This is a genomic window from Exiguobacterium profundum, from assembly GCF_001909285.1.
Lineage (GTDB): Bacteria > Bacillota > Bacilli > Exiguobacteriales > Exiguobacteriaceae > Exiguobacterium > Exiguobacterium profundum.
Map to the genome: position 1 here is coordinate 1,177,032 of NZ_MRSV01000001.1, position 19,593 is coordinate 1,196,624.

24 protein-coding genes are annotated in these 19,593 nt (G+C 50.2%); 22 read left to right on the top strand and 2 right to left on the bottom strand.

The window, feature by feature from the left end:
* The first annotated feature begins 31 nt into the window (after window positions 1–31).
* The 14 genes from treR to BBB58_RS06225 all read left to right on the top strand — a co-directional run bounded on the left by treR (window position 32) and on the right by BBB58_RS06225 (window position 12,064).
* Window positions 32–739, top strand: a complete 708-nt coding sequence (gene treR / locus BBB58_RS06160; protein ID WP_074036192.1) for a trehalose operon repressor — start codon at window positions 32–34, stop codon at window positions 737–739.
* Window positions 740–941: 202 nt separating this feature from the next.
* A complete protein-coding gene (treP, locus tag BBB58_RS06165) occupies window positions 942–2,390 on the top strand; it encodes a PTS system trehalose-specific EIIBC component (RefSeq protein ID WP_074036194.1) in 1,449 nt (482 codons plus the stop codon).
* 82 nt (window positions 2,391–2,472) lie between these two features.
* A complete protein-coding gene (gene treC / locus BBB58_RS06170; protein ID WP_208606704.1) occupies window positions 2,473–4,107 on the top strand; it encodes an alpha,alpha-phosphotrehalase in 1,635 nt (544 codons plus the stop codon).
* A gap of 121 nt (window positions 4,108–4,228) precedes the next feature.
* Complete coding sequence (locus BBB58_RS06175) at window positions 4,229–5,386, top strand: DEAD/DEAH box helicase family protein (protein WP_074036198.1); 1,158 nt, start codon at window positions 4,229–4,231, stop codon at window positions 5,384–5,386.
* Entirely contained in the window at window positions 5,383–6,051 is a 669-nt protein-coding gene (locus tag BBB58_RS06180; protein WP_074036200.1) for a ComFC family protein, read from the top strand. Before BBB58_RS06175 ends, BBB58_RS06180 begins: the two co-directional genes overlap by 4 nt.
* 18 nt (window positions 6,052–6,069) lie before the next feature.
* A complete protein-coding gene (locus BBB58_RS06185; protein ID WP_074036201.1) occupies window positions 6,070–6,465 on the top strand; it encodes a flagellar protein in 396 nt (131 codons plus the stop codon).
* A 23-nt stretch (window positions 6,466–6,488) separates the two neighbouring features.
* Window positions 6,489–6,740 (top strand): flagellar biosynthesis anti-sigma factor FlgM, encoded by a 252-nt coding sequence (locus BBB58_RS06190; protein ID WP_074036202.1) that lies wholly within the window; start codon window positions 6,489–6,491, stop codon window positions 6,738–6,740.
* 113 nt (window positions 6,741–6,853) lie between these two features.
* The gene (gene flgN, locus BBB58_RS06195; RefSeq protein ID WP_074036203.1) at window positions 6,854–7,210 is read left to right on the top strand and encodes a flagellar export chaperone FlgN; all 357 of its coding nucleotides are present in this window, start codon (window positions 6,854–6,856) and stop codon (window positions 7,208–7,210) included.
* A gap of 12 nt (window positions 7,211–7,222) precedes the next feature.
* Window positions 7,223–8,713 (top strand): flagellar hook-associated protein FlgK, encoded by a 1,491-nt coding sequence (gene flgK / locus BBB58_RS06200; RefSeq protein ID WP_074036204.1) that lies wholly within the window; start codon window positions 7,223–7,225, stop codon window positions 8,711–8,713.
* 6 nt (window positions 8,714–8,719) lie between these two features.
* Window positions 8,720–9,652 (top strand): flagellar hook-associated protein FlgL, encoded by a 933-nt coding sequence (gene flgL / locus BBB58_RS06205; RefSeq protein WP_074036205.1) that lies wholly within the window; start codon window positions 8,720–8,722, stop codon window positions 9,650–9,652.
* 6 nt (window positions 9,653–9,658) lie between these two features.
* Complete coding sequence (locus BBB58_RS06210; protein WP_074036207.1) at window positions 9,659–10,234, top strand: DUF6470 family protein; 576 nt, start codon at window positions 9,659–9,661, stop codon at window positions 10,232–10,234.
* Between the two features lie 15 nt (window positions 10,235–10,249).
* A complete protein-coding gene (gene fliW, locus BBB58_RS06215; RefSeq protein WP_074036208.1) occupies window positions 10,250–10,687 on the top strand; it encodes a flagellar assembly protein FliW in 438 nt (145 codons plus the stop codon).
* On the top strand, window positions 10,687–10,914 hold the full coding sequence (csrA, locus tag BBB58_RS06220; RefSeq protein ID WP_012726976.1) for a carbon storage regulator CsrA: 228 nt from the start codon (window positions 10,687–10,689) through the stop codon (window positions 10,912–10,914). The genes fliW and csrA overlap by 1 nt, the downstream gene beginning before the upstream one ends.
* 94 nt (window positions 10,915–11,008) lie before the next feature.
* Complete coding sequence (locus BBB58_RS06225; protein ID WP_244150690.1) at window positions 11,009–12,064, top strand: GGDEF domain-containing protein; 1,056 nt, start codon at window positions 11,009–11,011, stop codon at window positions 12,062–12,064.
* A 55-nt stretch (window positions 12,065–12,119) separates the two neighbouring features.
* On the opposite strand, the gene BBB58_RS06230 is transcribed toward BBB58_RS06225, so the two are convergent.
* Window positions 12,120–13,034, bottom strand: coding sequence for a YitT family protein (locus BBB58_RS06230; protein WP_084543049.1), 915 nt, complete (start codon window positions 13,032–13,034; stop codon window positions 12,120–12,122).
* A 177-nt stretch (window positions 13,035–13,211) separates the two neighbouring features.
* Between BBB58_RS06230 and BBB58_RS06235 the strand changes: the two genes are divergently transcribed.
* The 3 genes from BBB58_RS06235 (at window position 13,212) to BBB58_RS06245 (ending at window position 15,512) form a co-directional block, all read left to right on the top strand.
* The gene (locus BBB58_RS06235; protein WP_074036209.1) at window positions 13,212–14,072 is read left to right on the top strand and encodes a YitT family protein; all 861 of its coding nucleotides are present in this window, start codon (window positions 13,212–13,214) and stop codon (window positions 14,070–14,072) included.
* 114 nt (window positions 14,073–14,186) lie between these two features.
* Entirely contained in the window at window positions 14,187–14,474 is a 288-nt protein-coding gene (locus BBB58_RS06240) for a putative quinol monooxygenase (RefSeq protein ID WP_074036210.1), read from the top strand.
* A 102-nt stretch (window positions 14,475–14,576) separates the two neighbouring features.
* Entirely contained in the window at window positions 14,577–15,512 is a 936-nt protein-coding gene (locus tag BBB58_RS06245; RefSeq protein WP_074036211.1) for a DMT family transporter, read from the top strand.
* Between the two features lie 36 nt (window positions 15,513–15,548).
* On the opposite strand, the gene BBB58_RS06250 is transcribed toward BBB58_RS06245, so the two are convergent.
* Window positions 15,549–16,046 carry a hypothetical protein gene (locus tag BBB58_RS06250; RefSeq protein ID WP_074036213.1) on the bottom strand — a complete coding sequence of 166 codons (498 nt, stop codon included), beginning with the start codon at window positions 16,044–16,046 and terminating at the stop codon, window positions 15,549–15,551.
* Between the two features lie 156 nt (window positions 16,047–16,202).
* Here BBB58_RS06250 and BBB58_RS06255 point away from each other — a divergent pair, with 156 nt between their 5' ends.
* From BBB58_RS06255 to BBB58_RS06275, 5 genes are all read left to right on the top strand, one after another.
* The gene (locus BBB58_RS06255) at window positions 16,203–16,688 is read left to right on the top strand and encodes a hypothetical protein (RefSeq protein WP_074036214.1); all 486 of its coding nucleotides are present in this window, start codon (window positions 16,203–16,205) and stop codon (window positions 16,686–16,688) included.
* Window positions 16,689–16,748: 60 nt separating this feature from the next.
* Window positions 16,749–16,940 (top strand): hypothetical protein, encoded by a 192-nt coding sequence (locus BBB58_RS06260; RefSeq protein WP_074036216.1) that lies wholly within the window; start codon window positions 16,749–16,751, stop codon window positions 16,938–16,940.
* A 60-nt stretch (window positions 16,941–17,000) separates the two neighbouring features.
* Window positions 17,001–17,828: a GNAT family N-acetyltransferase gene (locus BBB58_RS06265; protein WP_074036217.1), complete on the top strand. Its 828-nt coding sequence runs from the start codon at window positions 17,001–17,003 to the stop codon at window positions 17,826–17,828.
* 10 nt (window positions 17,829–17,838) lie between these two features.
* Complete coding sequence (locus tag BBB58_RS06270; protein WP_074036219.1) at window positions 17,839–18,162, top strand: hypothetical protein; 324 nt, start codon at window positions 17,839–17,841, stop codon at window positions 18,160–18,162.
* A 122-nt stretch (window positions 18,163–18,284) separates the two neighbouring features.
* Window positions 18,285–19,577 (top strand): methyl-accepting chemotaxis protein, encoded by a 1,293-nt coding sequence (locus tag BBB58_RS06275; RefSeq protein ID WP_074036220.1) that lies wholly within the window; start codon window positions 18,285–18,287, stop codon window positions 19,575–19,577.
* Window positions 19,578–19,593: the final 16 nt, after the last annotated feature.

Consider the following 19,593-nt stretch of genomic DNA (forward strand, 5'->3'; position numbering starts at 1 on the left):
GGTCGTCTTTTTCAATGGAGGAGGGAATGAAATGGCGAAATATCGCCAAATCTTTGAGCGTCTGGCAGAAGAGATGCGAAATGGCACGAGACCCGCTGACTCAAAGCTTCCGTCTGAAACCGAGTTGATGCATCAGTTCGAGGCCAGCCGGGGGACGGTCCGGAAAGCGCTCGATCTTTTACAGGAGAACGGGTATGTCCGGAAGCATCATGGAAAAGGCGTGTTCGTGTTGAAACGTGACCAGATCGAGTTTCAATTCAATGGCATCGTCAGTTTTTCAGAGGTCTACGCGAGCATGCTCGGTCGTTCCATTCAGACCCACGTCGCTTCGTTCGAAGAGATAGAAGCCCCGACATGGCTCGCCGAACGGATGAACTTAACGCCAGGGACGCATGTGTTTCGCATCGAACGGGTTCGAAACTTTGACGGGGAGAACGTTATCTTAGATATCAACTATTTCGTCAAAGATCTCGTCCCCGGTCTGACAGAAGAGATTGCGGCTCGATCGATTTATGGATATATCGAAGATGAGCTTGGGCTACAAATCAGCTATGCGAAACGGAAGATTGCAGCTGAAGACGTGACGGAACTTGACCGGAAACGGCTCGACTTGCATGACTATGAATACGTCATCGTCATCACGAACGATACGTTCTTATATGAAGGACAACAATTTGAATATACGGAGTCGCGTCACCGATTGGACAAGTTCCAGTTTAGCGACGTCGCCCGTAGGTAAGCCTCTTTCGTACAGGAAGGGGTTTTTTGTTTGTTCTAAGTCAAAATAGGGGAATTTTAACAGTAAATCACGACGCAAAACTTTCATGTTTAACTTGTATATATAAGTTGTTGACTTAACTTATATAGATAAGTTATACTTTGTTTGTACTCATAAGTAACCGTTTTCATTTACAATTTTCAAACAAAGGAGGACATTCAACATGAAGGCAGATTATCGTCAAATTGCCGCTGAGATCTTAGAAGCGATTGGGGGCAAAGACAACGTGGACAAGGCCGCGCACTGTGTGACGCGTCTACGTCTCTCCCTCAAGGATCAATCAAAAGTCGATGAGGCACGCGTGAAAGAAATCGACCTCGTCAAAGGGGCGTTCGAGAACTCCGGCGTGTATCAAATCGTCATCGGAGCCGGCGATGTCGATCGCGTCTATGCCGAGTTCATCAAGCTCGCTGGACTTGAGGCGGCGACGGTCGCCGAGGTCAAATCCGCGGGCGGCAAAAAAATGAATCCGCTTCAAAAACTCGTCAAAGTCTTCTCTGACGTCTTTATGCCAATCATTCCAGCCATCATCGTAGCCGGTCTCCTTATGGGGATCAACAACTTACTTGCATCGGAAGGTCTCTTCATCGAAGGACAAACGCTCATCGAGGCGTATCCGAACCTACAAGGACTTTGGGATCTCATCAACATGATGGCGAATACGTCATTCGTGTTCTTACCTGCACTCGTCGGTTGGTCGGCGACGAAACGATTCGGTGGGAGCGAAGTACTCGGGATCGTCATGGGTCTCTTGCTCGTTCACCCGGACCTCTTGAATGCATGGGGCTACGGAACGGCAGCACTTGAAGGAGATGTCCCGACGTTTGATATCCTCGGACTCTTCGAAATCGAGAAAGTCGGCTACCAAGGTCAAATCTTGCCGGTACTCGCCGCTGCCTATATCTTGAGCCAAATCGAGATGTTCTTGAAAAAACGTGTACCGAACGCCATCCAACTCTTGGTCGTTCCAATCACAACAATCGTTGTCACAGGATTCCTCGCACTCGCAATCGTTGGACCGGTCACTCGTGGAATCGGGAACGTGATCGCGACAGGACTCGTCAACACGTTCGAAGCCGTACCGGTCGTCGGGGCACTCCTCTTCGGATTGTTCTACGCACCGCTCGTCGTCACCGGGATGCACCACTTGTTCATCGCCATCGACCTTCAGTTGATCGCAGATACAGGCGGTACGTTCATCTGGCCGATGATCGCACTCTCAAACATTGCTCAAGGTTCGGCCGCACTCGCGATGTTCTTCGTCTACAAGCACAACGCGAAACAAAAGAGCATGGCATCGACTTCAGCCATCTCGGCTTATTTCGGAATCACAGAGCCGGCCATGTTCGGGGTCAACTTACCAAATAAATTCCCGTTCTACTCAGCTATGATCGGGTCGGCAATCGCTGCTATCTTTATCACATTGAACGATGTGCAAGCAATCGCCATCGGTGTCGGAGGACTCCCTGGATTCCTCTCAATCTTCACAGATAAGATCCTTCTCTTCATCGTGGGCATGGTCATCGCGATCATCGTTCCGTTCGCGCTCACTTTCATCTTGTCGAAGCGTTACATGAAGAAAGGTGAACTTGAAGAAAACAAAGTCGCATAAGTAATGACTCGGGAGGGAGGGACGGCAGTTCTTCCCTCTTTCCTATTGAAATGAAAACTCTTAAAAAAAGGAGATGTCGTTGATGACACAGAAAAATTGGCGCAAATCAGTCGTCTATCAAATTTACCCGAAAAGTTTTTACAGTCCGGAAGGGAACGCGACCGGATCGATTAAAGGGGTGACGGCGAAGCTGGATTACTTGGCAGAACTCGGCATCGAATACATTTGGATGACGCCTGTCTATCAGTCACCTCAACACGATAATGGCTATGACGTGAGTGATTATTATGCCATCGACCCGTCTTACGGAACGATGGAGGACCTCGACGAATTGATTCGTGAAGCAGAGGCGCGGGGCATCGGCCTCATGATGGACATCGTCGTCAACCACTCTTCGACCGAGCACGAATGGTTCCAAAAATCATTGGCGGGAGACGAGCGGTACCGTGACTACTACATCTGGCGCGACGAACCGACGAACTGGGAATCGAAGTTCGGTGGGAATGCGTGGGAATATGATGAGAAGAGCGGACAATATTATCTCCACTTGTTCGACGTGACACAAGCTGACCTGAACTGGGAGAATGAACAGATGCGCGAGGACGTCTACGAGATGATGCGGTTCTGGCGTAAAAAAGGAATCAAAGGATTCCGTCTCGACGTCATCAACCTCATTTCAAAAGAACAGAACTTCCCAGAAGACGCATCGGACGGTCGCAAGTTCTATACGGACGGTCCACGCATCCACGAATATTTAAAAGAAATGAACCGAGAAGTATTTGATGGGCATGACGTCATCACGGTCGGGGAGATGTCTTCGACGACGCTCGATCACTGCGTACGCTATTCAAACCCGGACGAGAACGAGCTCAGCATGACGTTCAGCTTCCACCACTTGAAAGTCGACTATCCGAACGGCGAGAAATTCGTCGCGGCGCCGTTCGATTTCATTCAATTAAAAGACATTATGTCGACGTGGCAACGTGGGATGCACGGAAAAGGATGGAACGCCATCTTCTGGTGCAACCATGACCAACCACGTGTCGTCAGCCGTTTTGGGAACGACACGAACCACCGCGTAGAGAGCGCGAAGATGCTTGCGACAGTGCTCCACGGCCTTCAAGGGACGCCGTACATCTATCAAGGGGAAGAAATCGGGATGACGAACCCCGGCTTCGACTCGCTCGATGAATATCGGGATATCGAAACGCTCAACATCTACAAGTTGAAGCGGGAAGAGGGTGTGTCGCATGATGACATGATGGCCGCCATCAAACAGAAGTCACGCGACAACTCGCGAACGCCGATGCAGTGGGATGCAACGACACATGCCGGCTTCACGAGCGGCACACCGTGGATCAACGTGGCGCCGAACTATGAGGACGTGAACGTTGAAACGGCGCTTCGTGATCCGAACTCAGTGTTCTACCACTACAAACACTTGATTGCATTACGAAAAGAACTTGACGTTTTGACGGACGGAGACTACACGCTTCTTACTCCTGATTCGCTAGACGTTTGGGCATATACACGGAAGACGGACCGAGAGGAGCTACTCGTCGTCGCCAACTTCTATGGAATTGAAACGACGTACACGATTCCAGAAGGATTCGAGCGGGTGAACGTCGTCAGTCACAACTACGACGTGCCTGAGCTCGACGGAATGTCGTTGTCTCTTCGTCCATATGAGGCGATCATGTTCTATAAACAGATTTAACAGATGGGACCCGACTTTTTCGTCGGGTCCTATTTGTGTAGTAGACCTATGTTGTTTTTGATAAGTTGAATCGTATTTACATAGGTATTTTGGTAGCGTGATGACAAAAAGGAGTCAGGTTATGGGAGAACTTATTGTCGCACCGAAAGGAAAACGAGCCATCCGCTTCGGCATCTGCCAACGCTGTCTCAGCACGCACGTCCGGACGTTCACTTGTCATCATGGACGCTGTGCCTATTGCCGAAATTGTTTGTACCTCGGGCGTGTCTGCCGATGTGATTTTCTACAGGAACGGGACATCACAACTCCAACCGAGACGACCGAATTGACGATGCCATTCGAGCTCGTCCCAGACCAAAAGCGGGTCGCGAACCAACTGCTCACGTGGTGGGACGAACGGAGGACGGGACTTGTGCATGCGGTGTGTGGCGCTGGGAAGACCGAGATGACGTTTCCCGTGATTGAGCGTGTTGTCAATGAAGGGAAGCGAGTGTTGGTTGTCTCTCCGAGGAAAGATGTCGCCATCGAATGGGTCGAACGATTAGAACAGGCGTTCACAGTCCCTGTCACTAAACGATATGGAGGGGGAGAAAAAGACTCCATTGGGATGATCACGGTGGCGACCGCACCGTTACTCATGAATTTACGTGACGTGTTCGATTATGTGCTCGTCGATGAGTCCGATGCCTTCCCGTTTGCCTTTGATGTGGCACTTTGGAATACAATCCGTCGGGCCGGGAGAAATGTCTTCTTATTTATCACGGCGACCCCGACCGTTTGGCAACAATTGCTTCCGAAGGTTCATCTGTCGCGGCGCTATCACGGATTCGATTTGCCGGTCCCGACACTTGTCAAACAGTCCGATGAACGACTCCTAGACTTCTGTCGACGTCACGCCTTGAAACCCCGTCTCTTGTTTGTGCCGACGAAGCCTGATTTGGAGCGATATGAAAGTCGGTTACAAGAGGCAGGTATCACGTGTCAAACCGTTTCTGCTGACACGGAAGAACGGTTGGATACACTCCATTGGCTTCAAGAAACGAAAGGGATCGTCTTTGCGACCTCAATCTGGGAGCGAGGGATGACGGTTCGCGACGTGCAGGTCGCCGTGGTTGAAAGTGAACATCGTCTCTTCTCGACGCGGGGTCTCATTCAGATGGCGGGTCGGGCGGGGCGAAAACCGGACACACCGACAGGAGAGGTCTGTTTCTTTTACAAGGAGCGGACATTCCGACAAGATGTTGCCATCCAGAAGATCAGGGAGGCGAATCGGCGATGAAATGTCTTCTTTGTCATGAGTCGATGACCGTCCCGTGGACACCTGACACGTTATGGCGACGGGACTGGGTGTGTCCCTCTTGCGAGTCGAAACTGACGCCGCTCGGGACAGGTTGCCCACGCTGCGGTCAACCAAATGAGACCGGTAAGACGTGTCCGGACTGCATCCGCTGGCTCGCACTCGGTCTCGACTTGACCGTCCGCTGCCTGTACGCGTACGATGATGCAGGAATTGACTGGCTACATCGATATAAATTCAGCGGGGATGTCGTCATTGCCTCATCGGTTGCCCCAGCGCTTCGGGCATTGCGTTCATCTGGCGTGACCTATGTTCCGATTCCGTTGAGTAAGGAGCGACTTCAGACACGTCGTTTCAATCAGGCCGAGGAGCTCGCGCGATACATCGGTCCGACGCGGCAAATTCTCGAAAAAACGGAGGTTTCAAGTCAACGTGAACTCGGGAAAGAAGGAAGACGACACCGAACGAACCCTTTCACTGTACCAACTTCAGTGAAATATGGGAAAATCATTCTTGTAGACGACGTCTATACGACAGGAACGACCCTTCATCAGGCGGCATTTTCGTTGCGACAGGCAGGTGCATCAGAAGTTTCTGCGATTTGCTTGTTTCGGGCGCTAAACAAATCAAAATCGCGTCCGATATAAAGGGCAGAGGTGAAACCAATGGATGCAGCAACTTGCCAAATGTGTGGGCGCTTGTTTATGAAACAGGGACGTTCACCGTACTGTCCATCATGTAATGAAGTCGATTATAAAAACTTCTTGAAAGTCCGCGATTTCATTCGTGAACCAGCCAACAAACAGACGACCATCGGAGCCCTCGTCGAAGCGACAGGTGTCTCTGAACTTGATATCACGCGATATATCCACGAAGGACGCTTGATCATCAAAGACAATCCGGCGCTTGCCATCAGCTGCGTCCGTTGTGGTCGGCCTACGAATGAAGGAAAAATCTGTTCGAACTGCCAGAGAGAAATGCAGAAGGAACTGTCCAGTCTACAGGAGATGCAGGAGGGCTTGGCGAAAAAGTCGAGTATCCGCGCTTATCGTTTGGATTAACATCATGAAGAGGGGGAAGACGCATGCGCATCGATTCAGCCAAGTGGGTACACTTACCAAACACTTATGAAAAGAAAACGCAAGTCGAGCCGAAGCCCGCGCAATCAAGCCAAACGGACCAATTGTCAATTTCGGCGGAAGCTCGCGCCCGGTTTGAAGAACCGGTGAAACATCCGGACCGTCTCGCTAAAATCGACGCTTTAAAAGCGGAGATTGATGCAGGCACATATTCACGGGACGCGCGCGAAATCGCTAAACGCTTTCTACAAGGATGAATGGAAGCGAGGTCCGTTTGAGGCCTTCGCACTGAATAACACGGCACGGAAGCTGACTAAATAAGGGGTACCCCTTTCTTTAGTCGGCTCTTTTTTTGAAAAAGGATAGACTCATGCTCACATTACATAAACGGTTACTCGAATTGGCTTACGCAAAAGAACAGCAACTCATTCAAAATGACATGGTGGCATTTAGCACGCTCGTCAAAGAAGAAGCGAAACTCGTCCGACAAATTTCACAAAAAGAAGCGGAACGACTTCAAGGGACGTATGAATTGGACGATGAAGAGATAGAGGAATTGAGACCGGTCTTGTTCGAGTTAAAGCGACAGAACGAATTGAACGCGACGTTGCTCGAACAATCCCTTCGTTATATTACTTGGCATCTGGATATGCTCATGCCGGAAGCAGATGATTTTACATACGGACAACAAGCGTTCGAAACACGCTCGTTCAGCCGTGACGTTTAAGGAGGAAGTGGAATGGGTTCAACATTTATGGGATTAGAGACGGCACGCCGCAGTCTCTCGACACACCAATGGGCGCTTCAAGCGACCGGGAATAACGTGGCGAACGCCTCAAACCCTGGCTATTCGCGCCAACGACTCACACTCGGGATGACCGAACAGCTCTCGGTCAATTTTGGCGGGACGAAAGCCGGACAATTCGGGACAGGTGTACGCGGGGAGACGCTCGCCCGAATTCGCGATCTTATGATCGATCAACAGTATCGTGACGAGTCGGTGAAGAACGCCTTCTATGCGACGAAAGAAGCCGCGTTCGGTCGGATGGAAGACATCATCAATGAACCGTCTGAAAACGGACTCGCTAAATCGCTCGACTTGTTCTGGGCATCACTTCAAGACTTGTCGGTCAACCCGGACGATACGGGTGCGCGAAGCGTAGTTCGGCAACGAGCATTGACGTTGGCACAGACATTTAACTATATGTCTTCATCATTGACTAAAGTACAGGATGACTTAAAGACCGAAGCAGGGGTCGTCACGAAAAAAATCAATGATTTGTTGACGAAAATCAGTGACGTCAACCGTCAAATCGGTGATGCAGAGCCTCTTGGTGTTCTGCCAAATGAATTGTATGATGAGCGCGATCGCTACATGGATGAGTTGTCGCAATACATTGAGTTCGAACGTGTGCCGGTGGATTACACGAACGGCGAAACACGTGGGAACTCGCAACGTGTCGCAGAAGGACGAATCGATATTCGTGTAGTCGTCGGTGGTACAGAAGTAAAACTCGTAGACGGTCTTACGGGCGGAGTCGGGAAATTTGATGGGATGACTATGACCGATGCTGCAGGTACGAATACATCGATGACGCATGCCGACATGCCTAACGGAAAATGGAAGGCTCTTGTTGAAATGTACGGAAGTGCAACTGGTCCAGAGGCGATTGACGGGGCATTCACCAACATGCTCAAGGACTTAGATGAGATGGCGAACGTCTTCGCATCAGCATTTAATACTGCGCATGGAACAAACATGGACGCGGACGGGAATGCCGGTCGAACTGACTTTTTCGTTGGTATTTCTAGCGCCGCTACCATTACTGTGAACCCTGATTTCATGAAGAACTTAGATTTAATTGCAGCATCTAAGGACGGGAACATCGGGGATGGAAGTGGTGCTCTCGAACTTGCGCAATTGAAAGAAAGTGCGCTTAACTTTGCGGGTTCGGTTACGACCTCAACCTCGATCGGCAAGTACTATCAAAATGTTATCGGAAACATGGCAGTCGAGGCTAGCCAAAACGCGAACTTGGCAAAGAGTACATTTGCTCTCTTAAGTAGTTCGGACCAACGTCGGTTATCGGTCAGCGCAGTCTCGCTCGATGAAGAAATGACGATGATGATTCAATATCAACACGCTTATAATGCGGCGGCTCGAAATATCACAGCTGTCGATGAAATGTTAGACAAAATCATTAACGGCATGGGTGTCGTAGGGAGGTAATGACTGATGCGTGTCACACAGACAATGCTCACACAGACGAACTTGAAGCATTTATCAAGTAGTTACAACACACTCGCTCGTGTCCAGGAACAACTCATCAGCGGGAAACGGATTCAAAAAGCATCGGAGGATCCAGTCGTTGCGATGCAGGGAATCCGTTACCGGACCGAGGTGCGTGAAGTCGACCAATTCCGACGGAACGTCAGCGAAGCGACAAGTTGGATGGATTTGACGGACTCGACATTGAACGAAGTCACGGAAGCTGTCAAGCGGATTCGTGAGTTGACGACACAAGCGGCGAACGATACGTATGAATCGTCGCAACGTGCCATCATCAAGAGCGAGGTCGATCAATTGATCGAACACATCGGTTCACTTGCGAACTCAAAAGCAGGTGAAAAGTATATTTATAACGGTACGAAGACAGATCAACCTCTCATCAATGTCGACCAGTTAAAAGCGTATTTAGCGAATCCGGCTGGTTCTGTCGATTCAATTTATGAGAGTGGAACGGCACCTGCAACAAGTGGGGAGATCAAATTTGAAGTGTCAAAAGGAATTACTGTACAAGTGAACATGCAACCGGAAACGGTTTTTGGTAAGGAGTTATTTGAAGGGCTTCATAAATTAACTACACTTCTTAATGATCCAACGACTGCCGGGGCAGATTTGTCTGCAGAACTTGATACGCTCGACACACTCGGTCAAAACTTGATCACGGAACGGGCGGAGCTCGGTGCCCGAGCAAACCGTTTGGAGCTCGTCGACAATCGTCTTCAAGATCATGAGATTATCGCCAAGACCATCATGTCTGATAATGAAGACATCGATGTAGAAAAAGTCATTATGGAGCTGAAGTCACATGAAACTGTACACCGTGCAGCGTTATCTGCAGGTGCCCGCATCATTCAGCCGACGCTCCTCGACTTCTTACGGTAATTGATGATGAATCTCGCGAGACTTGAGATGCGGCAGACACAGGCCGCAATCCAGATGACATCCAATCGACCGGTACTCGAGATGCGTCAGGGACGGGCCGACCTGTCCATCCAACAAGGGAGAGCCGAGATGACGCAACAGACGACACAAGGGAAGCTTGAGGTTGATTCATCAGTAGCGAGAAGTGAGAGCAATCTGAAGGGTGTGCTCGAACTCGGTAAACATTTCGGGCGGATTGGGGAACAAGGTGCCCGAGAAGCGATGGCGAATATCGCTCGAGACGGCGACCGCATGATGCGAATCGAGAACGGGAATCCAATCCCTTCGATAGCGGCTGAGAAAGTGAATGACCCATATCCGATTGTTGACATGGGCTACATGCCAAAATCAATCGATCGTGTCAAGTTGACGTATACGCCGGCGGATGTGAAAATCGAGTGGAATATCACACCACCCCAAATTGATGTATCGCTCACTCCGACCGACATCTCGTTCACGCCGTGGACGACGGACATTTCGCTCCGTCAACAGGCTTCACTCGAGATGTGGCCGGTCGGTGGGATGTATGATGAAACGCGTTGAAAGTGAGGACAATCCATGTTCATTGAAACAGACTACTTTGGCAAGATTGAAATAAACGAAGCGGAGACGATCACCTTCGTCAGTGAGATTCCGGGATTCCCGGAATCAAAGACGTTCGTGTTGATTCCGTATGGGGAAGATTTGCCGTTCTGGTCGCTTCAGTCGATTGAGGAACAGGCATGCGCGTTCGTCGTGACGAATCCGTTTTGGCATAAGTCGGACTATGCGTTTGAATTGTCGGATGGCGCGAAAGACCAACTTGGAATCGAGGAGGCGGAACACGTATCGGTCTATTCTATTGTGACGCTTCGTGAACCTTTTGATTCATCGACGCTCAACTTGAAAGCACCGATCGTCATCGAGACGAAGGAACGTCGCGGGAAACAAGTCATCCTAGACGATGCGTATCCAGCTCGTTATCCACTCGGTGGCACGAAAGCGGAGGTGCGCTGATGCTCGTATTGAAACGAAAACAAGGTGAGGCCATCCATATCGGCGACGATGTGACGCTCACGGTACTCGCCATCGAAGGCGACCAAGTGAAGCTCGGGATTGATGCCCCGCGTCATATCGATATTCATCGTCATGAGGTGTACATTCAGATGCAGGAAGAGAACGAGTCGGCACGAAACAGTGCTAACTTGATGAAGCAGATGATTCAAAAGCAGTCGGAAGCGTGAGCTTTCGACTTTTTTCATGAATCCGGTAATTGATGGATGACAGCGCTCGATGGGTTGGAATAGGATGGAAACGTGAAAGGAAGGAGGGGAATCGGTGGAAACAGGTATTAATAGTTTTTTTATCAACATCAGTCTGATCTTTTTATTCATGTCGCTCACACTCTATGTGATGCGGACAGTTTTACCGATTCAGCCGACTTCCCCGTTGTTCGTACGCTTTTGGTTTGGAGTCTCTAACGGATTGACGGCAATTCTCTTAACCATCAACTCCATCGAATTAGGGGATGCACGAATCGACCTTCGTCTCATCCCGATTGCCTTATCCGCAACGTTCGCTGGACCGTTCGGAGCTATCGTCACGCTCGGTCTGATCTTCATCGGACGCACGACGCTGCACGGAATGAGTGCTCCGTTCGTAGACTCGTTACTACTGTTATTTGTCTTCTTTTTATTTTTTTTTGTCATGACACGCTTACCGATTCGTCGAGGGAGAGGGTATGCCATCTACATCGGGTTAGGTGCGCTCCTCGTCTTGATTCAAGTGAGCGGCAGTGTGAATGAGACGGTCTTTATAAATGTATTTGTTCCTTATTTTCTCATGTTATCTTTTGGGGCCTGGCTCTGTTATTGGGCCGCAAAGAAGCTCGAGACGCATCTATGGATGTTTCTCCTACATACGCACCGGGCGACCATTGATGAGTTGACGGGACTTCCAAACCGTTATCGGACGCTCGAACAGATGAACGATTTGGAAATGTCCGGGAAACCGTGGACGTTACTCGTTATCGACGTCGATCATTTTAAACAGTTGAACGATACATATGGGCACTTAGCAGGAGACGCAGCACTTCGTCATATCGGACAAACGTTGGAGCGGAGCTGTCCGCCGTCTGGATTTGTCGGACGATACGGTGGCGAAGAATTTTTGCTCGTCATTGAAGGTAGTGAAGGTATGGTGAAGGTGGCAGAAAACATCGTGCAAATGGTACAGCGAACACCATTCGAATTTCAGGGTGAAACTATTCCGATGACTATTTCAATCGGTGCAGCGATTGCAGGGCATGAACCGAGCATGGTCGTGTTCGAAAGAGCAGATGAAGCATTATATGAAGCAAAGCGAAATGGTCGGAATCAGGTCAAATTTGCGTAAAAATCCCCTATAACCGTTGGCGATGATGGTCCAGCGGTTATAGGGGATTTCACGTTTAGTGAATGTTTTTCTTCTTTAATTGTCCGCCGCGGACGTCGTGAATGTTGCCAATGGCGAGGAACGCTTTTTCATCATAGTCATCGAGAATATCTTTTAATTTCGTTTCTTCTAATCGACTGATGACTGTGAAGACGACTTTCTTCCCGTCACCTGTGTAGGCGCCTTCTCCATGAAGATACGTCACACCTCGACCGAGCCGGTCCATGATGGCTTGCCCGATATCGTCTGGTGCGGACGTGATGATCCAGGCCGCTTTCGACTGGTCAATTCCTTCTAGGACAACATCGATCGTCTTGAATGCGATGAAATAGGTGAGGAGCGAATACATGGCCCGGTCCCAACTGAAGACGAATCCGGCCGTCCCGAGGATAAAGATATTGAAAAACATGACAATCTCTCCGACGGAGAATGGTAATCGGTTCGTGAAGGAAACGGCAAGAATTTCTGTTCCATCGAGTGATCCTCCCGCCCGGATGACGAGCCCGATTCCGGCACCGAGTAAGAAACCGCCGAAGACGGTCGACAAGAGGAGGTCGTCTGTGAACGGCTTGATGTCGTGAAGGACGATGGTGAAGGCTGACATGAGCAGGATGGCTGTCAACGTGACGACGGCGAACGTCTTTCCGATTTGCCGATACCCGAAGTAGATGAACGGTAAGTTGAAGAGGACGAGCCAAATCGCGAGCTTCGTTTCCGTCAAGTACGACACGATAATCGAGACGCCGACGATACCACCGTCGATGATTTGATTCGGTACGAGGAACGCCTCCAAGCCGACGGCAAAGACGAGGGAGCCGAGCAGCAAAAGGACGACTTTTACAAACAGTTCGGACGCCTTGATCGGATTATGTTCGCGCCTTAAGCGCTGCACTTCCTCCGGTGTCGGGGAAGGCATGGGTGTACGCTGCATACATGGTGCCCCCTTTCCATTTTCTTAAGTATAACAAATGATACGAACCGACAATCATTTACGACAGAGAATCTGACATGAATATTCAGAATTGATGGAGGATTCTTGATAAATTATTTTGGTATTGTTTTATGTTAGGCTAAAAAGGTTGTTGAACAATGGATGGAGGTCTATAGGATGAAACGAGAAAACAAAACGTGGTTGATGGCATTTCAAATGATGATGAACATCATCGGGGGACTCATCGCGGCGTATGGATTGGAATCGGTCCTCATTCCGAATAACGTTTCGGACGGGGGCGTCACTGGGATCAGTATTGTCGGGTCACAACTGACGGGACTGCCGCTCGGTATTTTCATCGGTGTGTTAAATATTCCGTTTGTCTATCTGGGTTATAAACAAATCGGGAAGAGCTTCGCCATCCTTTCAGTCACCGGGATTGCGTCTTTGTCTGTCGGTACGATCATTATGCACCATGTTCCGACTATCATCGAAGGGGACGCGCTCCTCATTACGGTGGTCGGTGGGATCATCCTCGGGTTCGGGATGGGGATTTCGCTTCGCAACGGGGGAGCGCTTGACGGCATCGACATGTTGGCGGTCCTGTTATCACGTAAATTGCCGTTCGGTACGAGTGATTTGATTTTATTTTTAAATACGTTCGTCTTTATCGTCGTCTCGACGGTGTTTGGTCTTCAAGGAGCGGTCTTGTCCGCCATCGCCTACTTCATCGCCTCGAAAGTGATTCATATCGTCGAAGAGGGACTGAGCGGGGCGAAGACGTTCAAAATCATCACGAGTGAACCGCAGGAGATGGTCGAGACGATTCGGGACCGTCTCGGACGGAGCGCCACGTTGAATCAAATCCAAGGAGCATATTCCAAAGAAAGTTATTACGAAATCACGTGTGTCATCAACCGGCTCGAAGAACGAAAAATCAAAGACATCATCGATGATGTCGACTCGAAAGCGTTCGTCGTCGTGTATGAGGTGACAGAGGTCAAAGGCGGGAACTTCCAAAAACGCGATATTCATTAACGGATGGCCAAGGGTCGTCCGTTTTTTTAACCTCTACACGTGTGAACCGACCAAGCAGGAAATCGCATATGGTAAGTGGAAGAAGTCGATGCAAGAGAAAGGGGAGGATTGGAAATGTACGCACTGATTGGAAAGCTTGTCACGAAAGCGGGGCAACGCGATAGACTCGTAGCAATTTTGTCGGAAGCGGCGCGGGAGATGGAGGCGACATCGGATTGTGAATCGTATCGGGTCCACGTGTCGCTCGATGAGGCGGATACCGTATTCGTCTATGAAGTATGGCGAAATGAGGAGGCGCATGCGGCGTCGTTGTCGCTTGTTGAAGTGAGGGCGTATATCGATCAGGCGAAACCAATCCTCGAGCGGATGGAGCGGATTGCCGCACTCGAACTCCGGACATGACCAAGAAGGAATAAAGAGACGGATGGCCAAGGGTCGTCCGTTTTTTGCAGGAGATTTGGCGAGATGTCGAGAACATGACAGGATTCGGAAAGGAGGGAACGTATGCGTCCACTCATACTCGGTGTCTTCGCCGCCTTGTTTTTTGCGAGCACGTTCGTGTTGAACGAAGTGATGCAAGTCGGAGGTGGCAGCTTTGCCTATAGTGCCTCGCTCCGCTTTTTGTGGATGATTCCGTTACTGCTAGTTGTGGTCGCGTTTCGTGGTGGACTCAAGCGAGTCCTCTCAGCATTGAAAGCGAATCCTCGTCCATGGATTCTTTGGGGGACGGTCGGGTTCGGACTATTTTACGTCCCGATTTGTCTCGCAGCCGAGGTCGCACCCCCGTGGCTGATTGCGGGCACGTGGCAAGTGACGATTGTCGCCGGGGCACTGTTGTCCCCGCTCTTCAAGAAGGCAGACGGAACACGGGAGCGAATCCCATGGCGCGGACTTCGCTTCTCGGTCTTGATTCTCATTGGGGTCGTAATGATGCAAGTGGAGTTTTTCGAGTCGTTCGAACCACGCTTCCTTTGGCTCGGGGTCGTGCCGGTCATCATCGCCGCGTTCGCCTACCCGCTCGGGAACCGGAAGATGATGCAACATACGGACCTCGACGTGTTCGAGCGAATCCTCGGGATGTGTCTCGGGTCACTCCCGGTCTGGCTATTGTTATTCGGGTACGGGTTGACGACGGGACGCCCCTCATCAAGTCAGCTCGGGCAGACGTTCCTCGTCGCCCTGTTGTCCGGGGTTGTCGCGACCGTGCTCTTCTTCATGGCGACCGATCTCGTCAAACAGGACATGGGAAGACTGGCATCCGTCGAAGCGACGCAAGCGCTCGAAGTCCTGTTCGCGCTCATCGGGGAACTCGTCTTCCTGCATGCCGTCATGCCCTCGCCGATCGCCTTGTCCGGAATCGCGCTCGTCATGATTGGAGTCGTCTTCCACAGTCGGAGTCAGTTTATGGAGCTCCCGACCGTCGTGCGACAAGAGGCATAAAAAATCCCCTCGCTCTTATGGACGAGGGGATTGTCATCAACTTGTTGTCAAACTGCCTTTGACTTTGTCATAGAAATCATCCATCATACCGGTACGGCTACCGAGTTGGCAGATGAGTTCGAGCGTCTCTTTATAGAACTTCTTGACGAGTCCTTTGTTTTTGACGCCGTCCATCGATGCGAGCGTCTGGTCGAGATTCTCTAAGATTTCTTTGATTTGCGCGTCCGAGTCCGGCTTGACGACCGTCATGTTCTCGGGGATGCTGACGACCTTCTCTTGACCTTGGTGACGGAACGATGCGCCGAAACCGAGGTTCTCGATGAAGAGGTGAGGCATCACTTTTTGACCGAAGATTTGCTTATGCCAGTCCGTCGCTTTCATCGTGTCCATGTCCTGTTTGAACGTAGATGCCGTCGAGACATATTGTTTAAACAAATCCGTCATGAATTTCTCGATGACCGGGATTTGAAGGGCGAAGACGTTTTTCAAGAGCGCGTCCAGCTGAGCGCGCGTCAAAGTAGTTTCGTTAGACATGTCAGTTCCTCTTTTCTATAGTACGTTACTACCATCGTATGGGATTGACGGACACTCGTCAATGTAAGGGGAAACATTTTTTCAGAATATTTAATGAAAAGTCGTTAACTTGTGGGATAATCAAGTGAAGACATTAACAAGTGAGGAGTGGTTCTTGTGAACAAATCGATGAAATGGGCGCTCGCGCTCGGTGTGACAGGTGCATTGGTGGCGACAGTCGGTGTCGTCTCGTCCCGGGGACGGACAGAGGATACGACGCAGACGATTCGTGACCGTGAGCTCGGCTATGAGATCATCTTGCCGTCGAAGATTGTCGAGGCGATCGAGCGAGGTGATGTCTATATCGAAAAGGCGCAGGACGTCGTCGACATCGGGGACACGAAGAGCTACGGTACGTTCGATTTATACTATAACGTTGAGCACGGGGACGACCAACTCTTGTTCCACCTAGACTTGATCGACCGCGAATTGACTCAAGAGGCGTTCGCGACAGAAATTGGCTACGGCAACTACCTCGGGACGAACGACAAGACGTTCTTCTGGGTCGAACCGACAGAGGCCGTCCCAGGTGCGGAGGCGCATACGGACGAGATTGCCGAGTTGATCGAGACACTTCCTGAGTTAGAGTTCCGAACGTTATAACATGGAGAGACTGCAGACGGCTGAATCGTTTGTAGTCTTTTTCAGAGAGGTGGGGGACGTGTGCGAAAGACATTACCAAGCCGAAGACGAGATTATTCGGAGGGATTGATTGTAATCCTTCTGTTTATCGTCGCGATGTATATATTTGATTTACCGAAACAAGAAAGCTTTTTCACCTTGGCTTTCGTCATCGTCATCTCAGTCATGATGCGAGAATTGACTCATTTTTTTCAGAATGATATAAATCATTGAATGTCTGCTCGCTACGGCGGGCTTTTTCCTATGTGCTACAATACAAATGAGGTGATATGAATGAATTGGACAGTAGAAGAAGTAAGACAGGCAGATGACGTCAAGGCGTTAGAACAAGCGGTCAACGCAAACGACAAAATCGATGTAAAGGTTGGGCATGAGTCGGTCGGGCAGAACGACTATGCGGTATATGACGGGGAGACGCTCGTTGGTTATCTCATGCTTTTCCCGTATCTTCCGAACGAGTATGAAGTGAATGCGCTTGTCCATCCTGAATACCGGAAACAAAGTGTCTTCACGGCACTACTCGAAACGGCAAAACAAGACGCGAAGTTGAACGGTTGCGAAGCATTCACGTTCGTCATCGACCGAAACTCGGCATCCGGGAAAGCGGTGCTCGAGCATCTTCAGGCGGCGTATCAGTTCTCGGAATACAATCTCGTCTTGAAAAAAGCGGAACTCTTCTTGAAGCCGGACGAGGTATCGCTACGTGAGGCGACAGCAGACGACCGTCCGCTCATCATCGCGACGCTCAGCGAGGCGTTCGGAGATCCGGTCGATGTGACGGAAAACATCTATCAACAAATCGATACGCCAGACCGCGTGACGTATATCGGTGAAGTGGACGGCAAACCGATCGGTGTGATTCGCGCCCTTCTCACTGGGGATGATGCGGCAAGCATCCATGCGTTCGGGGTCAAAGCAGGCGAACAAGGCAAAGGCTACGGTACGAAAATGTTGAAACAGATGGTCCAACAACTGTTCCGCATGGGCCGGACGAAAGTCGAGCTCGATGTCGAGACGGAAAACAAGGCGGCGCTCGAGATTTATAAACGTGCCGGTTTTGCGGAGAATGGTGGCTATGAGTTTTATATGATTGAAGTGTGAGGTGAACCACATGGTGAAAAATCTGAAATGGCTCGGCGCGGCGTTTGAAGCCTTCCTCGGGATTCCGCTTCTTGGCGGTCTCTTCATCATCGGAATGGGCTATTCGCCCCTCGGTTTCATGTTCGTCTACCACGTGATCGTGTTGATTCTTTCGTTCAGTCGATTGAGTCGCTTCTCTTACGGTGCGGCGGTCGGAATTGCGGCCTCGGTGCTCGGCTTCATTCCATTTGTCGGGATGATGCTACACTGGGCGGCTGCCATCGCGCTCGCAATTGATGCGGCGACGACACCACGCCGTGTGATCCATGTTGAACGTGACGATGAAGCATTTTGATGAAACGTACTCCTTGACGGAGTACGTTTTTTCATTGACCAAACGTTCAACTGAAAACGCTATACATTCATTGGAAATTGGACGATATAGTAAGTGATGAACACAATGAGGAGGAACAAACAGTGAAAGTATTTAAAAACTTTACGACGCAATTGCTCGCGTGGATTTTGGTCACGTCCTTTATCACGGGCGGAGCGGTCGGTTACATCACCCTATTACTCTTGACGGAACTCGAGATGGAACAAGGTCAAGTCATGCTCGTCGGTACGGTCGTGGCATTACTCATCTCATCACTCGGCGGAATCGTCATTTACTTGATTGCCCGTCGTCCACTGAAAGCGGTCGAGATGGCTTCTGAAAAAGCTGTCGAAGTCGGGAATGGTGATTTGACGGTGCACTTCGCCGACGAGAAGACGACAGATCGTTCAGAGATGGGACGTTTGCTCTTGTCGATGGACAACATGGTCGAACACCTTCGGGAACAAGGCACGAACATGCGTTACACGGCTGACCAATTGACGGGTTCGGCACAGGAAATTGCAGCTTCAGTTCAAGAAGGGAACGTTGCAGGAGAAAGTATCCGTTCTGCGATGGATTCTCTCAACAAGATGTTAGAAGATAACGTCAGTGCGACATATAACTCGATGGACTTGCTCGGAGCGGTCGCGCGTACGATGGAGAGCATCCGCCAAGAGATGTCATCGGCGCTTGATTCGGCGAGCGAGATGCAACAGGAAGCAGAGAGCGGGAAAGGTCTTGCCTCGTCTTCAGTTCATGCGATGCATGCGATTGCCGGGAAAGTCGAACAGTCATCGACGCTCAACAGCCAGTTGACGGAAATGACAGGCGAGATCTCACGTATCACGGATGTTATTAGTGACATCTCAGCACAGACAAACTTGCTTGCCTTGAACGCATCGATTGAAGCGGCACGTGCCGGAGAGCATGGGCGTGGATTCGCTGTCGTTGCGGCAGAAGTGAAAAAACTCGCGGAACAAACAGCGAACTCGACTCAAGAAATCACGGATCTCATCGTAGACGTGAAGCGTCTCGTTGGCGATACATCGTCTTCAATGGCGAACGTCAAAGCAGAAGTGGAGACAGGTGTCGGTTTAGTTAAAAAAGCAGGTGGTGCGTTCGCATCGATTCACAATTCCGCAAATGAAGTATACAGTCATGTCCATTCGGTCGATTCACTCCTTGATGAGTCACGTGGTCAGATCGATTCGGTTGTGACAAACTCGGCGGGCATCGTTGGCATGGTCGAAGAAGCATCGCGTTATGCGAATGAAGTGACATCAGCGGCGAGCCAGCAAGCGGCAAGTCTTGGTGAAGTGAACGGGGCGATGTCAGAGCTCGTTCGCGTCGCAGAGAGTTTGCAGAATGAGACGGAACAGATGAAAGTAGAAGTGTAAGAAGGTTGAAAACGTC

What these genes read in the sequence shown, in the direction of transcription:
- BBB58_RS06270 (WP_074036219.1), top strand. Translation starts at nt 17,839, where the DNA reads ATGGTGAAAAATCTGAAATGGCTCGGCGCGGCGTTTGAAGCCTTCCTC.
- csrA (WP_012726976.1), top strand. Translation starts at nt 10,687, where the DNA reads ATGCTCGTATTGAAACGAAAACAAGGTGAGGCCATCCATATCGGCGAC.
- flgK (WP_074036204.1), top strand. Translation starts at nt 7,223, where the DNA reads ATGGGTTCAACATTTATGGGATTAGAGACGGCACGCCGCAGTCTCTCG.
- BBB58_RS06185 (WP_074036201.1), top strand. Translation starts at nt 6,070, where the DNA reads ATGGATGCAGCAACTTGCCAAATGTGTGGGCGCTTGTTTATGAAACAG.
- BBB58_RS06180 (WP_074036200.1), top strand. Translation starts at nt 5,383, where the DNA reads ATGAAATGTCTTCTTTGTCATGAGTCGATGACCGTCCCGTGGACACCT.
- flgL (WP_074036205.1), top strand. Translation starts at nt 8,720, where the DNA reads ATGCGTGTCACACAGACAATGCTCACACAGACGAACTTGAAGCATTTA.
- BBB58_RS06235 (WP_074036209.1), top strand. Translation starts at nt 13,212, where the DNA reads ATGAAACGAGAAAACAAAACGTGGTTGATGGCATTTCAAATGATGATG.
- BBB58_RS06240 (WP_074036210.1), top strand. Translation starts at nt 14,187, where the DNA reads ATGTACGCACTGATTGGAAAGCTTGTCACGAAAGCGGGGCAACGCGAT.
- BBB58_RS06190 (WP_074036202.1), top strand. Translation starts at nt 6,489, where the DNA reads ATGCGCATCGATTCAGCCAAGTGGGTACACTTACCAAACACTTATGAA.
- BBB58_RS06245 (WP_074036211.1), top strand. Translation starts at nt 14,577, where the DNA reads ATGCGTCCACTCATACTCGGTGTCTTCGCCGCCTTGTTTTTTGCGAGC.
- treC (WP_208606704.1), top strand. Translation starts at nt 2,473, where the DNA reads ATGACACAGAAAAATTGGCGCAAATCAGTCGTCTATCAAATTTACCCG.
- treP (WP_074036194.1), top strand. Translation starts at nt 942, where the DNA reads ATGAAGGCAGATTATCGTCAAATTGCCGCTGAGATCTTAGAAGCGATT.
- treR (WP_074036192.1), top strand. Translation starts at nt 32, where the DNA reads ATGGCGAAATATCGCCAAATCTTTGAGCGTCTGGCAGAAGAGATGCGA.
- BBB58_RS06175 (WP_074036198.1), top strand. Translation starts at nt 4,229, where the DNA reads ATGGGAGAACTTATTGTCGCACCGAAAGGAAAACGAGCCATCCGCTTC.
- fliW (WP_074036208.1), top strand. Translation starts at nt 10,250, where the DNA reads ATGTTCATTGAAACAGACTACTTTGGCAAGATTGAAATAAACGAAGCG.
- flgN (WP_074036203.1), top strand. Translation starts at nt 6,854, where the DNA reads ATGCTCACATTACATAAACGGTTACTCGAATTGGCTTACGCAAAAGAA.
- BBB58_RS06250 (WP_074036213.1), bottom strand. Translation starts at nt 16,046, where the DNA reads ATGTCTAACGAAACTACTTTGACGCGCGCTCAGCTGGACGCGCTCTTG.
- BBB58_RS06230 (WP_084543049.1), bottom strand. Translation starts at nt 13,034, where the DNA reads ATGCAGCGTACACCCATGCCTTCCCCGACACCGGAGGAAGTGCAGCGC.
- BBB58_RS06265 (WP_074036217.1), top strand. Translation starts at nt 17,001, where the DNA reads ATGAATTGGACAGTAGAAGAAGTAAGACAGGCAGATGACGTCAAGGCG.
- BBB58_RS06210 (WP_074036207.1), top strand. Translation starts at nt 9,659, where the DNA reads ATGAATCTCGCGAGACTTGAGATGCGGCAGACACAGGCCGCAATCCAG.